1 protein-coding gene is annotated in these 15,782 nt (G+C 61.9%); it reads right to left on the bottom strand.

The window, feature by feature from the left end:
- Nucleotides 1-139 precede the first annotated feature (139 nt).
- Nucleotides 140-15,778, bottom strand: a complete 15,639-nt coding sequence (locus J2Y39_RS21015; RefSeq protein WP_310219478.1) for a LapA family giant adhesin — start codon at nucleotides 15,776-15,778, stop codon at nucleotides 140-142.
- Nucleotides 15,779-15,782: the final 4 nt, after the last annotated feature.

The following is a 15,782-nucleotide window of genomic DNA, read 5'->3' as shown; positions in this document are numbered from 1 at the left end:
TCACAAATGAACAGCGTCATGCTGTCAGCAGCATAGCCAACTGCGCGCCAGTATGCGGGGCGACGATCAAATCGTCACCGCTGCATTGCCCGCAAACGCGACGGCCGCCCCACAGGAGGCGGCCGTCGTTGTTTCAGCCTCAGCTGTTGTTGTGATCGACCTTGATGGTCGGGTCGCTGCCGGCAATCAGGTTGTGCAGGTTGGCGCTCGCCCAGTTGTTGCCTTCCAGTTTGATCGTCACGTCCGGCGTGGCCGCAGCGGCATCGCCCGAGTTGAATTTGCCCGCCGAGCTGACTTGCAGCGACGACGTGCCATCCACCGTGGTGATCTTCAGGAAGTTGTCGATCGTGCTGCCGGTCTCGCCCTGCAACAGGTCGCGCAGGTCGATGCGGTCGCCTTCGCTGGCTTTGAAATCCTTGATCACGTCGTTACCGGTGTCGCCCGATTTCCAGACGAAGGTGTCGCCACCGGAACCGCCGATGAGGATGTCGTTGCCCTGACCGCCGATCAGCGTGTCGTTGCCGGTGCCACCGAGCAGGATGTCATTGCCTTTGCCGCCGTCGAGCAGGTCGGTGCCGCCCGAGCCGAACAGGATGTCATTGCCTGCGCCACCGAGCAGCGTGTCGTTGCCATCGTGCGCGCCGGATACATCGAACGCCTGATAGTGCTCGGTGATGTACTGGTGCACGTTGCTGGTGGTGACTTTGCTGACGTCGACGCCGGTCTCTTTGGCAACGAACGCCTGCATCGCCTGGTAACCCTCGCCGGCAATGCCGTTGAAGCTGACCAGATCGCCGAACAGGATGTCGTTGCCTTCGCCACCGTTGACGGTGTCGTTACCCGGCATCGTCGCTTCGGTATGGCCGATGATCGAGTTGGCCAGGTCCTTCGGATCAATGTTGGTTTGCGGCGTTTTGTCCGAGTCGTACGGCTTGAGGTCGTTGAGGCTGACGTCGTTGTTCAGACCAATGGCTTCGACGCTCGACAACCCGCTCAACAAGGCAAAGCCGCTGGTCGAATTGCTGGTCGTCGACGAGTTGGTGCTGTTGCCGGTACCCGCGAGGTTCGACAACTCATAAGTACCGTCGCCCTGCGCATGAATCGTGCCCAGGGTTTCGCTGCTCCAGCCCCACCACGAGTTGTAGGTTTGCAGCACAACGCTGCCAGCACTGTTGATGGTCAGGTAGTGCGAGTTGTCGATGTAGGTGCTGAACGTGTCGCCCTGCTTGTAGTTGCTGGTGTTTACCACGCTGTCGAGTTTCACGTTGCCATACAGCGTCGGGTTGGTCTGCTCGCCGGTCTGGTAGTAAGTCGGCTGGCCGTCGGTGATGAAGTACGTGAGGTTCTTCGCCCCGGTGTTGGCCACTGCGTCGGCGCTCTGGAACCAGTTGGCCGTGGTCTTGAACACGTCCTCATAGTTGGTACCGCCGCCGGAGCCCATCGAGTTGAGTACGGCTTTGAGCAAGGTCAGCGCATTCGGGTCGTTGAGATTCACCGACACCGATTTGTTGACCTGGGTATCGAAGTCCACCAGGAAGATGTTCACCGTGCCCGAGTTGCTGCCGCCAAGGCTTTGCTTGAGGCTGTTGAACACCGAGGTCAGCGAGTCTTTCGCGGCGTTCAGCGACGAAGTGCTCATGCTGCCCGAGCTGTCGACCATGAACGCGATGTTGTAGTTGGTGCCCGGCACCACGGTCAGGCCGCCGATGTCAGCGACGATGATGTCGTTGGCGTCGGTGCCGATGACGTTGTCATCACCCGAGGTGGCGGTGACCGCGTTGTACACCGCAGGCACTACCGTGACCGGAATGGTCGCGGTGCTGCTTGCCGAGCCGCCGACCTGTTCGGTGGACGTCGAGGTCACGGTCAGGTTGAACTGGCCGTTGTAGTAGGTCGGCGGAGTCACGGTCAGAGAGCCGAGGTTCCAGCCGGTGACGTTGGCTTCGCCATTGCTCGCGGTAACGGTGAAGGTATGCCCCGCGCCATCGCTGAGCACCGAACCGACCGGTGCGCCGCTGATCTTCACGCTCAGGGTTTCCGAGCCGTCGGTGTCGGTCAGCGCGGTGCTGATTGCCGACAGCTTCACCGTGGTGCCTTCAGCGCCGGTGTTGAGCTTGTAGCCGTCGTAATAACCTTCGCCGTTGGTGCCGTGCAGATCGGAGACGGTCACGCCCGAGTTGATCAGGTCCTGCACACCGGTGTAGATCGGCACGCCGGCGTTGCTCAGATCGATTGGCGTGCCGCCGTTGACCGACAGGTTGACGTCGTAGCTGCCCGGGCCGCTCTGATTGTGGTGGTAGATGTCGAGCGTGTAGTAACCGCTGGTGGTCGGGGTGAACGAGCCGTTGATCGCACCGCCCGCGCCCCAGGTACCCGACGCCACGTTCTTTCCACCGATGGTGATCAGCAGGCTGTCATCGGCTACGCCGCTGAACGTGTAGGTCTTGCCGGCTTCCAGGTAGATCAGGCCCGAGGTCTTCGACGCCGTACCGGCGGCGACACTGCCGTCAGACTGCACGTTGGTGACGTTGCCGCTGGAGTTCGGTTTGCCGGCCGCATCGATGACGTTTTTCAGGGTGGTCGAGTTAGCGCCGCTGCCGTCAGTGCCTAGGCCCGACAGACCGGTCCAGACTTCCTTGATCAGGCCAGTGGATTTCACGCTGTTGTCAGCCACGGCTACGGTCGGCGCATCCGCCACTGGCGTGATGTCGATCTTCACCGTGCCGGTGCTGCCCAGCGCCTGGCCATCGGTAGGCTGGAACTTGATCTGTGCGTAGTCCGCCTGCTTGTTGCCCAGACCGGTGCCGCCGTAACCGTTGGTGCCCGACTCGTTGGCATCCGGCAGGAAACGCAGCTTGCCGGCGTCGATTTCGGCCTTGCTGAAGGTCTGGTTGTTGGCAACATCCTTCCAGGCCGAGCCGTCCAGATACTGCAGTTTGCCCTCGCCCGGCAGCTGCGTGATCTTGATACCAAGGCTGCTCGCCGGGCTGTCGACATCGCTGACGCCAAAGGTCGACCAGCCGAGTACCAGCGGCGTGTCTTCGGTGCCGGTGACATTGTTTGGCGCAGCGACCGGTGCATCGTTGACCGCCACCACGTTGACCGTGGTCGTCGCCGTGTTCGAGTAGTTGCCGCCATCGGTCACCGTCACGGTGATGACGCGCGGCACGGTGCTCGGGTTTTCGCTGCTGTTGGTGAAGCTGATGTTCTTGATGGCCTGCATGTAGTCGGCCAGGGTCGCGTTACCCGAGAGGGTCAGGGTCACCGTGCCGTTGGTGCTGTTGGCATTGATGGTGATGCCGTTGACGCTGTTGCCCAGATTCAGCGCATCGCCGTCCTGACGGTTGGTCAGTACCACAGTGGCGCCGGTCAGCATCGTGCTGTCCGGGTCGGTGATGCTGATGTCGGTGTCAGCGATCGACACGCCGGCGCCCGGGGTGTTCTCGGTGAACGTCACTTTGTAATCGGCACCGGTCGCACCGCTGGAGTTGTTGGCATCCAGATCCAGCACCGGTGGCGCATCGTTGTCGATGATCGAGGTGCTGACGCTGCCATTGGTGCTGCTGACCGCGAGGTTCTCGAAGTTGCCGCCGGTAGCCGAATCGATCTTGACCACGAAGTTCTCGGTGCCTTCGGTGATCTTGTCATCGAGGGTGACGACGTTGAACTGCGCGCTGCTGGCGCCCGCCGGGATCTTCACGGTGTACACGCCGGTGAAGTCCGAACCGTCGGCAGCAGTGCCGCTGTAGACGATTTTCAGGGTCACTTCGGTCTGCGCCGGGTGATTGAGGCTGACGGTGTAGCTGGCGGTCTGGCCTTCGGTCACCGAGCTGCTGCCGGTGATGCTGACGGTGGTGGTGTCGACGGTGTCGGTGACGCTGGTCACCGCTGGCGTGGTGCTCGGTACCAGTTTTTCGAAGTTGCCACCGGTGGCGCTGCTGATGGTCGCCTGCACGGTGCCGGCGTCTTTGTAGACGTCGTCAGCTGGCGCTGGAACGTTCACGGTGCCGGTGGTTTCGCCCGCTTTGATGGTGATCACCGCACCGTTCGACAGGGTCACGGTCACAGGCGATCCTGCGGCGTTGGTCAGGGTCGCGGTGTAAGTGATCTGGCCACCTTCAGCCACCGAACCGGTCGCCGACAGGGACAGGTTGGTGGTGTCGACGGTGTCGGTCACGGTGGTGCTGACCGGAGTCTTGTCGGCGACGAGATTTTCGAAGTTACCGCCGCTGACGTTGGTAATCGAGTTGGTCAGCGGCGCGTTGCCGGTCAGCGCATCGTTCGGTGCGACGGCAGTTACGGTGCCGGTAGTCTGGCCGACCGCGATGGTGATGTTCTGGCCGTTGGCCAAAGTGACCACCACTGGCGAACCGGTGACTGGCGCGCCGACGGTCGCGGTGTAGACGACGTTGCCGCCTTCTGCCGCTGTGGCGGTTGCGCTCAGTTTTACGGTGGTGGTGTCGATGGTGTCGGTGACGCTGGTCACTGCTGGCGTGGTGCTCGGTACCAGGTTTTCGAAGTTGCCACCGGTAGCTTTGCTGATGGTCGCCTGCACGGAGCCAGCGTCTTTATAGACGTCATCGGAAGGTGCCGGAACGGTCACATTACCGCTGGTTTCGCCAGCCTTGATGGTTATCACCGCACCGTTCGACAGGGTCACGGTTACGGGCGAGCCAGCGGCGTTGGTCAGCGTAGCGGTGTAAACGATCGAGCCACCTTCGGCCACGGAACCGGTCGCACTCAGCGACAGGTTGGTGGTGTCGACGGTGTCGGTCACGGTGGTGCTGACCGGGGTCTTGTCGGCGACGAGATTCTCGAAATTGCCGCCGCTGACGTTGGTGATCGCATTGGTGATCGGCGCATGGCCGGTCAGCGCATCGTTCGCAGCAACAGCGGTTGCGGTGCCAGTGGTCTGGCCGACGCCGATGGTGATGGTCTGGCCGTTGGCCAGAGTCACGACCACAGGCGAGCCGGTGACCGGAGCACCCACAGTGGCGGTGTAGGTGACCGTGCCGCCTTCAGCCACCGATGTATCGGCGGTCAGTTTGACTGTCGAGGTATCGATGGTGTCGGTGACAGTCGTCACGGCCGGAGCTGTGCTCGGTACCAGATTCTCGAAGTTGCCACCGGTGGCGCTAGTGATCGTCGCCTGCACAGAACCGGCGTCTTTGTAGACGTCGTCGGACGGTGCAGGAACGGTCACATTACCGCTGGTTTCGCCAGCCTTGATAGTGATCACAGCACCGTTCGACAGGGTCACGGTCACTGGCGAGCCAGCGGCGTTGGTCAGGGTCGCGGTGTACGTAATCTGGCCACCTTCCGCCACCGAATTGCTGGCGCTCAAGGACAGATTTGTAGTGTCGGTAACGTCCGTGACAGAAGTCGAAACTGGAGTTTTGTCCGCCACCAGATTTTCGAAGTTGCCACCGGTTACGCCAGTGATCGAGTTGGTGATCGGAGCGTTGCCAGTCAGCGCATCGTTCGCAGCAACAGCGGTTGCAGTGCCAGTAGTCTGGCCGACGCCGATGGTGATGGTCTGGCCGTTGGCCAGAGTCACAACCACAGGCGAACCAGTAACAGGCGCACCGACCGTGGCGGTGTAAGTCACGGTGCCGCCTTCAGCCACCGAAGCGTCAGCGGTCAGTTTGACGGTCGAAGTGTCGATGGTGTCGGTGACAGCCGTCACCGCTGGAGCAGTGCTCGGTACCAGGTTCTCGAAGTTGCCACCGGTAGCGCTGGTGATCGTCGCCTGCACAGAGCCGGCATCTTTGTAGACGTCATCAGACGGTGCAGGAACGGTCACATTACCGCTGGTTTCACCAGCCTTGATGGTGATCACTGCACCGTTCGACAAGGTCACGGTCACTGGCGAGCCAGCGGCGTTGGTCAGCGTAGCGGTGTAAACGATCGAGCCACCTTCGGCCACGGAACCGGTCGCACTCAGCGACAGGTTGGTGGTGTCGGTAACGTCCGTGACAGAAGTCGAAACTGGAGTTTTGTCCGCCACCAGATTTTCGAAGTTGCCACCGGTTACGCCAGTGATCGAGTTGGTGATCGGAGCGTTGCCAGTCAGCGCATCGTTCGCAGCAACAGCGGTTGCAGTGCCAGTAGTCTGGCCAATGCCGATGGTGATGGTCTGACCGTTGGCCAGAGTCACGACCACAGGCGAGCCGGTGACCGGAGCACTCACAGTGGCGGTGTAAGTCACGGTGCCGCCTTCAGCCACCGATGTATCGGCGGTCAGTTTGACTGTCGAGGTATCGATGGTGTCAGTGACAGTCGTCACGGCCGGAGCAGTGCTCGGTACCAGGTTCTCGAAGTTGCCACCGGTAGCGCTGGTGATCGTCGCCTGCACAGAGCCGGCATCTTTGTAGACGTCATCAGACGGTGCAGGAACGGTCACATTACCGCTGGTTTCACCAGCCTTGATGGTGATCACTGCACCGTTCGACAAGGCCACGGTCACTGGCGAGCCAGCGGCGTTGGTCAGCGTAGCGGTGTAAACGATCGAGCCACCTTCAGCCACAGAACCGGTCGCCGAGAGCGACAGGTTGGTGGTGTCGGTAACGTCCGTGACAGAAGTCGAAACTGGAGTTTTGTCTGCAACCAGATCTTCGAAATTGCCGCCAGTTACGCCTGTGATCGAGTTGGTGATCGGGGCGTTGCCGGTCAGCGCATCGTTCGCAGCAACAGCAGTTGCAGTGCCAGTAGTCTGGCCAACGCCGATGGTGATGGTCTGGCCGTTGGCCAGAGTCACAATCACTGGCGAGCCAGTAACTGGCGCACCAACCGTGGCGGTGTAAGTCACGGTGCCGCCTTCAGCGACCGAAGTATCGGCGGTCAGTTTGACGGTCGAAGTGTCAATGGTGTCGGTGACAGTCGTCACGGCTGGAGCAGTGCTCGGTACCAGGTTCTCGAAGTTGCCACCGGTGGCGCTGGTGATCGTCGCCTGGACGGAGCCGGCGTCTTTGTAGACGTCATCGGACGGGGCCGGAACGGTTGCGGTGCCGGTGGTTTCGCCAGCCTTGATGGTGATCACGGCGCCATTCGACAGCGTCACGGTTACAGGCGAGCCTGCGGCATTGGTCAGTGTCGCGGTGTAGGTGATCTGGCCACCTTCAGCCACCGAGTTGCTGGCGCTGAGCGACAGATTTGTAGTGTCGGTAACGTCGGTGACAGAAGTCGAAACCGGAGTTTTGTCGGCGACTAGATCTTCGAAGTTGCCGCCGGTTACGCCAGTGATCGAGTTGGTGATCGGAGCGTTGCCAGTCAGCGCATCGTTCGCAGCAACAGCGGTTGCGGTGCCAGTAGTCTGGCCGACGCCGATGGTGATGGTCTGGCCGTTAGCCAATGTCACGACGACAGGAGAACCGGTAACTGGCGCACCGACGGTGGCGGTGTAAGTCACGGTGCCGCCTTCAGCCACCGATGTATCGGCGGTCAATTTGACGGTCGACGTATCGATGGTGTCGGTGACTTGGGTGATCGCTGGCGTGGTACTCGGAACCAGGTTTTCGAAGTTGCCGCCGGCGGCGCTAGTGATCGTCGCCTGGACGGAGCCGGCATCTTTGTAGACGTCATCGGACGGTGCAGGAACGGTCGCAGTGCCGCTGGTTTCGCCTGCTTTGATGGTGATCACGGCGCCATTCGACAAGGTCACGGTCACTGGTGAGCCAGCGGCATTGGTCAGTGTCGCGGTGTAGGTGATCTGGCCACCTTCAGCCACCGAATTGCTGGCGCTGAGCGACAGATTGGTGGTGTCGTTAACATCCGTAACAGTGGTCGAGACCGGAGTTTTGTCCGCAACCAGATCTTCGAAATTGCCGCCGGTCACGCCAGTGATCGAGTTGGTGATCGGAGCATTACCGGCCAACGCATCGTTCTCAGCAACAGCAGTTGCAGTGCCAGTAGTCTGACCGACGCCGATGGTGATGGTCTGACCATTGGCCAGAGTCACGACCACAGGCGAGCCGGTGACCGGAGCACCCACAGTGGCGGTGTAGGTGACCGTGCCGCCTTCAGCCACCGATGTATCGGCGGTCAGTTTGACTGTCGAGGTATCGATGGTGTCGGTGACAGTCGTCACGGCCGGAGCTGTGCTCGGTACCAGATTCTCGAAGTTGCCACCGGTAGCGCTAGTGATCGTTGCCTGGACGGAACCGGCGTCTTTGTAGACGTCGTCGGACGGGGCCGGAACAGTTGCGGTGCCGGTGGTTTCGCCAGCCTTGATGGTGATCACGGCGCCGTTCGACAGGGTCACGGTCACTGGCGAGCCAGCGGCGTTGGTCAGCGTAGCGGTGTAAACGATCGAGCCACCTTCGGCCACGGAACCGGTCGCACTCAGCGACAGGTTGGTGGTGTCGGTAACGTCCGTGACAGAAGTCGAAACTGGAGTTTTGTCTGCAACCAGATCTTCGAAATTGCCGCCAGTTACGCCTGTGATCGAGTTGGTGATCGGGGCGTTGCCGGTCAGCGCATCGTTCGCAGCAACAGCAGTTGCAGTGCCAGTAGTCTGGCCAATGCCGATGGTGATGGTCTGACCGTTGGCCAGAGTCACGACCACAGGCGAGCCGGTGACCGGAGCACTCACAGTGGCGGTGTAGGTGACCGTGCCGCCTTCAGCCACCGATGTATCGGCGGTCAGTTTGACTGTCGAGGTATCGATGGTGTCGGTGACCTGGGTGATCGCAGGCGTAGTGCTCGGAACGAGGTTCTCGAAGTTACCGCCGGTAGCGCTTGTGATCGTCGCCTGGACGGAACCGGCGTCTTTGTAAACGTCATCGGACGGTGCCGGAACGGTCACATTACCGCTGGTTTCGCCAGCCTTGATGGTGATCACAGCACCGTTCGACAGGGTCACGGTCACTGGCGAGCCAGCGGCGTTGGTCAGCGTAGCGGTGTAAACGATCGAGCCACCTTCGGCCACGGAACCGGTCGCACTCAGCGACAGGTTGGTGGTGTCGGTAACGTCCGTGACTGAAGTCGAAACTGGAGTTTTGTCCGCCACCAGATCTTCGAAGTTGCCGCCGGTCACGCCAGTGATCGAGTTGGTGATCGGAGCATTACCGGCCAACGCATCGTTCGCAGCAACAGCGGTTGCGGTGCCGGTAGTCTGGCCGACGCCGATGGTGATGGTCTGACCGTTGGCCAGAGTCACGACCACAGGCGAGCCGGTGACTGGCGCGCCGACGGTGGCGGTGTAAGTCACGGTGCCGCCTTCAGCCACCGAAGTATCGGCGGTCAGTTTGACCGTCGAAGTGTCGATGGTATCGGTGACATTCGTCACCGCTGGAACCGCGCTTGGCACCAGGTTCTCGAAGTTGCCGCCGGTCGCACCCTCGATGGTCACTTCGACTTTGCCGGCATCTTTATAGACGTCATCTTTAGGTGCGTCGACGGTCACGGTGCCGGTGGTTTTGCCTGCATCAATAGTGATCGTGGCGCCGTTCGACAGGGTCACGGTCACCGGTGTGCCGGCCGGGTTGGTCAGGGTTGCGGTGTAAGTGATCTGGCCGCCTTCGGCTACCGAATCGCTGGCGGTCAGGTTCAGGTTGGTGGTGTCGGTGGTGTCGGAAACCACGGTGTCTGCGGACTTGCCGTCGACCACCAGTTTTTCGTAATTGCCACCCGTGGCGCCATCAATGGTCACGCTCAGCGAGCTGCCGCCCGCCAATGGGCTGTTCGGCGCGACGTAGTTGACGCTGCCGGTGGTTTCGCCAACGGCGATGGTGATGGTCTGGCCGTTGGACAGGCTGACGGTGACCGGCGAACCGGTCACTGGCGCGCCCACGGTCGCGGTGTAGACCACGGTTTCGCCTTCGGCGACGTTCGCAGTGGCGCTCAGCGACACGGTGGTGGTGTCGATGGTGTCGTTGACCGTGGTCACCGCCGGCGCTGTGCTGGTGACGAGGTTTTCGAAGTTGCCGCCGGTTGCGCTCTGGATGGTCGCTTCAACGCTGCCGGCGTCTTTGTAGACGTCATCTTTCGGTGCATCGACGGTCACGGTGCCGGTGGATTTGCCGGCCTCGATGAGGATTGTCGCACCGTTCGACAGGGTCACGGTGACCGGTGTGCCGGCGGCGTTGCTCAGGGTTGCGGTGTAGGTAATCTGGCCGCCTTCGTTCACCGCGCCGGTCGCGCTGAGCGACAGGTTGGTGGTGTCGACGGTGTCGGTCACGGTGGTGCTGACCGGGGTCTGGTCGGCGACAAGATTTTCGAAATTACCGCCGCTGACGTTGGTGATCGAGTTGGTCAGCGGCGCGTGGCCGGCGAGGACGTCGTTCGGCGCGGTGGTGCTCACGCTGCCGCTGGTCTTGCCGACTTCGATAGTGATGTTCTGACCATTGGCCAGGGTGACGACCACAGGCGAACCGGTGACCGGCGCGCCGACGGTGGCGGTGTAGGTGACGGTGCCACCTTCGGCCGCGGTTTCGGTGGCGGTCAGCTTGACCGTCGAGGTGTCGACGGTGTCGGTGACATCAGTGACCGCTGGCGTGGTGCTTGGCACCAGGTTTTCGAAGTTGCCGCCGGTGGCGTCCTTGATCGTGACTTCAACTTTGCCAGCGTCTTTATAGACGTCGTCGGCAGGTGCCGGAACGGTGACGGTGCCGGTGGATTTGCCGGCCTCGATGGTGATCACCGCGCCGTTGCTCAGATTCACGGTCACCGGGGTACCGGCCGGGTTGCTCAGGGTCGCGGTGTAGACAATCGAACCGCCCTCGGCCACGGAGCCGGTCGCGGACAGCGACAGGTTGGTGGTGTCGGCGACGTCGGTTACCGAGGTCACCGCCGGGGTTTGGTCGGCGACGAGATTTTCGTAATTGCCACCGCTGGCGCCGTCGATTTTCACACTCAGGGTGTTGCCGCCGGCCTGTGCATCGTTCGGCGCGGTGAAGTTGACGCTGGCGCTGCTGGCGCCGACCGGAATGGTGATGGTCTGGCCGTTGGACAGGGTCACCAGCACTGGCGAACCGGCGACCGGGGCGGTCACGGACGCGGTGTATACAACCACGCCGCCTTCTACCGCGCTGGCGCTGGCGGTCAGCGCAACGGTGCTGTTGTCGATGGTGTCGGTGACATCAGTTACCGCAGGCGTCTTGTCGATCACCAGATTTTCAAAGTTGCCGCCGCTGGTCTTGGTGATGCTCGCATCGACCTTGCCGGCGTCCTTGTACACATCATCGCCAGGCGCGGCGACGGTCGCAGTGCCAGTGCTCGCACCCTTGGCAATGTTGATCACCGCGCCGTTGCTCAGGGTCACGCTCATGGCGGTGCCGGCCGGATTGCTCAGGGTGGCGGTGTAGACGATCGAGCCGCCCTCGGCAACGCTGCCGGTGGCGCTCAGGCTGATGTTGGTGGTGTCGACGGCGTCGGTGACTTTGGTCACCACAGCTGAACGATCGGCCTCGACGCGCTCGAAATTGCCGCCGCTGTGGCTGGCGATCGCCGTCCGCACGTTGCTGCCATCGATGTACGGGGTGTTGGCGGGCGCCGGGAAATTCACCGAGCCGCTGGTAGCACCGGCAGCGATGTTGATCACCGCGCCGTTGGCCAGGGTAACGGTCATCGCAGTGCCGGCCGGATTGCTCAGGGTCGCGGTATAGGTGATCTGGCCACCTTCGCTGACGGTATCGCTGGCAGTCAGGGTCAGTGCGGTTGTGTCGACGGTGTCGTTGACCGTGGTGCTGACCGGGGTCTTGCTGACGTCGAGTTTCTCGAAGTTGCCGCCGCTGGCATCGGTCATGGTTACGGTGAGCTTGCTGACGTCCTTGTAGACGTCATCGCTCGGTGCGGCAATCGTCACCGAACCGCTGGTCTTGCCGGCTTCGATGGTGATGGTCTGGCCATTGCTCAGGTTGACGGTCACCGGCGTCTGCGCGGCGTTGGTCAGCGTTGCGGTGTAAGTGATCGAAGAGCCTTCGAGCACATAGCTTTCTGCGCTGAGGGTCAGGTGCGTGGTGTTGATCGTGTCGGCAACATTGGTCACCGCAGGCGTAGTGCTCGGCACCAGATTTTCGAAGTTGCCACCGGTGGCGTCCTTGATGGTCACTTCGACTTTGCCGGCGTCTTTGTAGACGTCGTCGGCAGGTGCCGGAACGGTCACGGTGCCGGTGGTCTTGCCGGCTTCAATGGTGATGACCGAACCGTTGCTCAGATTGACGGTTACCGGCGTGCCGGCCGGGTTGCTCAGCGTCGCGGTGTAGGTGATCTGCCCGCCTTCGTTGACGTTGCCGGTGGCAGTCAGCGCGACGCTGGTGGTGTCGACGGTGTCGGTGACAGTGGTGCTGACCGGGGTCTTGTCGGCGACCAGATTCTCGTAGTTGCCGCCGCTGACGTTGGTGATCGAGTTGGTCAGTGGTGCGTGACCGATCTGCACGTCATTCGATACCGGGGCGGTAACGCTGCCGGTGGTCTGGCCGACGGCGATGGTGATGTTCTGGCCGTTGGCCAGGGTCACGACTACTGGCGAGCCGGTGACGGGCGCGCCGACAGTGGCGGTGTAGGTGACGGTGCCGCCTTCAGCGACCGAGGTGTCGGCGGTCAATTTGACCGTCGAGGTATCGATGGTGTCGGTGACTTGAGTGACCGCTGGCGTGGTACTCGGAACGAGGTTCTCGAAGTCGCCGCCGGTGGCGCTGGTGATGGTGGCCTGCACGGAGCCGGCGTCTTTGTAGACGTCGTCGAACGGAGCCGGGAAGCTCACATTACCGCTGGTTTCGCCTGCCTTGATGGTGATGACGGCGCCGTTCGACAAGGTCACGGTCACTGGCGAGCCAGCAGCATTGGTCAAGGTTGCGGTGTAAGTGATCTGGCCGCCTTCAGCCACGGAAGCGGTCGCGCTCAGCGACAGATTGGTGGTGTCGGCCACGTCGGTGACGGTGGTCGAAACTGGAGTTTTGTCCGCCACCAGATCTTCGTAGTTGCCACCGCTTACGCCAGTGATCGAGTTGGTCAGCGGAGCGTTGCCGGTCAAGGCATCGTTCGGTGCGGTGTAGGTGATGGAGCCGGTGGTCTGGCCGACGGCGATGGTGATGTTCTGACCATTGGCCAACGTCACGACCACAGGCGAGCCGGTGACTGGCGCGCCGACGGTGGCGGTGTAAGTCACGGTGCCGCCTTCGGCAACCGAGGTGTCTGCGGTCAGCTTCACCGTCGAGGTATCGACGGTGTCAGTGATTTCGGTCACAGCTGGAGTAGTGTTCGGCACCAGATTTTCGAAGTTGCCGCCGGTGGCGTCCTTGATGCTGACTTCGACCTGGCCGGCGTCTTTGTAGACGTCATCGGCCGGCGCTGGAACGCTAACGGTGCCCGTGGTTTTGCCGGCATCAATGGTGATCACCGAGCCGTTGCTCAGGGTCACGGTTACCGGGGTGCCGGCCGGATTCGTCAGCGTGGCGGTGTAGGTGATCTGGCCACCCTCGGCCACGGAACCGGTGGCGCTGAGGCTCAGGCCAGTGTCATCCACCGAATCGGTAATCGTGGTGACCGCAGGCGTGTTGCTTGGCACCAGATTTTCGAAATTGCCACCGGTTGCACCAGTGATCGTGGTGCTGACGGTGCCGCCATTGTTGTAGACGTCGTTGGCTGCAGTCGGCACGTTGACGGTGCCGACGGTTTCGCCCGCAGCAATGGTGATGGTCGAACCGTTCGACAGAGTGACGGTTACCGGGGTTTGCGCCGGGTTGGTCAGTGTCGCGGTGTAAGTGATCTGACCGCCTTCAACGATGTTGTTGGTCGCGGTCAGAGTCAGGCCAGTGTCATCGACCGAGTCGGTGATGGTGGTCACGGCTGGTGTGGTGTTTGGCACCAGATTTTCGAAATTGCCACCGGTAGCGCCAGTGATCGTGGTGCTGACGGTGCTGCCATTGTTGTAGACGTCATTGGCCGCAGTCGGCACGTTGACGGTGCCCACGGTTTCGCCAGCCGCAATGGTGATGGTCGAACCGTTCGACAGAGTGACGGTTACCGGCGTCTGCGCTGGATTGGTCAGTGTCGCGGTGTAAGTGATCTGACCGCCTTCAACGATGTTATTGGTCGCAGTCAGGGTCAGGCCGGTGTTGTCGACCGAATCGGTGATCGTCGTGACCGCAGGCGTGTTGCTTGGCACCAGGTTTTCAAAGTTGCCGCCGGTAGCGCCAGTGATCGTGGTGCTGACGGTGCCGCCATTGTTGTAGACGTCGTTGACCGCAGTCGGCACGTTGACGGTGCCCACGGTTTCGCCTGCCGCAATGGTGATGGTCGAACCGTTGGACAGGGTGACGGTAACCGGCGTCTGCGCCGGGTTGGTCAGTGTCGCGGTGTAAGTGATCTGACCGCCTTCAACAATGTTGTTGGTCGCAGTCAGGGTCAGGCCGGTGTTGTCGACCGAATCTGTGATGGTGGTAACGGCTGGTGTGGTGTTCGGCACCAGGTTTTCGAAGTTGCCACCGGTAGCGCCAGTGATCGTGGTGCTGACGGTGCCGCCATTGTTGTAGACGTCGTTGGCCGCAGTCGGCACGTTGACGGTGCCCACGGTTTCGCCAGCAGCAATGGTGATGGTCGAACCGTTGGACAGGGTGACGGTTACCGGCGTTTGCGCTGGATTAGTCAGTGTCGCTGTGTAGGTGATCTGGCCGCCTTCGACGATGTTGTTGGTCGCGGTCAGCGTGAGGCCGGTGTTATCAACCGAGTCTGTGATGGTGGTAACGGCTGGTGTCGGGTTCGGCACCAGATTTTCGAAGTTGCCGCCGGTAGCCCCGGTGATCGTGGTCGTAACGGTGCTGCCATTGTTGTAAACGTCATTGGCTGGGGTCGGCACGTTGACGGTGCCGGTAGTCTGGCCAGCGCCAATGGTAATGGTCGAGCCATTCGACAGCGTGACGGTGACCGGAGTTTGCGCCGGGTTAGTCAGCGTCGCGGTGTAGGTAATCTGGCCGCCTTCGGTCACGCTCGAACCAGCCGTCAACGTGACGGTAGTGGTGTCGACGGTGTCGGTGACTTGCGTGGTCGCCGGGATAGTCGGCGGGGTCACGGTGATGCCGTTGCCGCCGCTGGTGCCAGTGACGGTCACGTCGATCTGGCTCGGGTCGTTGTAGACCGTGTCGTTCGGTGCCAGCGGCACGTTGACGGTGCCGGTGGTGGCGCCGGCGGGAATGACGATGACTGCGCCGTTGGACAGGGTGATAGTCAGGTCGGTCAGCGGCGCCTGGGTCAGGGTCGCGGTGTACACCAGCACGCCGCCGGCTTCGGTGATGGTCGGCGTGGCGCTGAGGCTCAGGGTCGAGTCACGCAGTGCGTTGGTGGTGGTGTCGGTGGTCAGGCCGCCCGTGGTGTCCTGCGCGACTTGCCCGGCAGAATTGATGCCCGCCGTGGGGAAGCCAATGGTCGGATCGACGCGGCCAGCGGTGGCGTCGAGCATGACGAAGCTGTGACCACCACCGGCCGCACCGCCGGTACCTGCGGCGGTCGGGCCGGCCGCGGTGGATTCGAGTGCGGTGGTCGGGTCGACACCGGCGGCGATGGCTTGCTGCAGTTCTTCTACAGAAGGCGCAGCCTGCGCGGTGGCTTCGGCCAGGTCAGTGCTGGAGTCAGGCGAGCTGGCGCTCCACTGGGTGTCGCGACCCAGATCGAGCATGCGGCCATCGGCCAGTTCCAGCGACACCGCGCCGGCCAGACCGGTATCGATCTGGTCGCCGACATACAGGCGATCGCCTTCAACGAGTACGCGACGCACGCCCTCTGGGGACACCACGAAAACCTGACCGACAATGCTTTTGACGACGGCAACAACACTGCTCATTGAA

It is taken from the genome of Pseudomonas sp. 2957, from assembly GCF_031456345.1.
GTDB lineage: Bacteria > Pseudomonadota > Gammaproteobacteria > Pseudomonadales > Pseudomonadaceae > Aquipseudomonas > Aquipseudomonas siliginis.
This window is presented reverse-complemented; position numbering and strand designations above follow the sequence as displayed.

Bases quoted from the DNA above. Each gene is read 5' to 3' on its own strand.
- J2Y39_RS21015 (WP_310219478.1), bottom strand. From the start codon at position 15,778: ATGAGCAGTGTTGTTGCCGTCGTCAAAAGCATTGTCGGTCAGGTTTTC.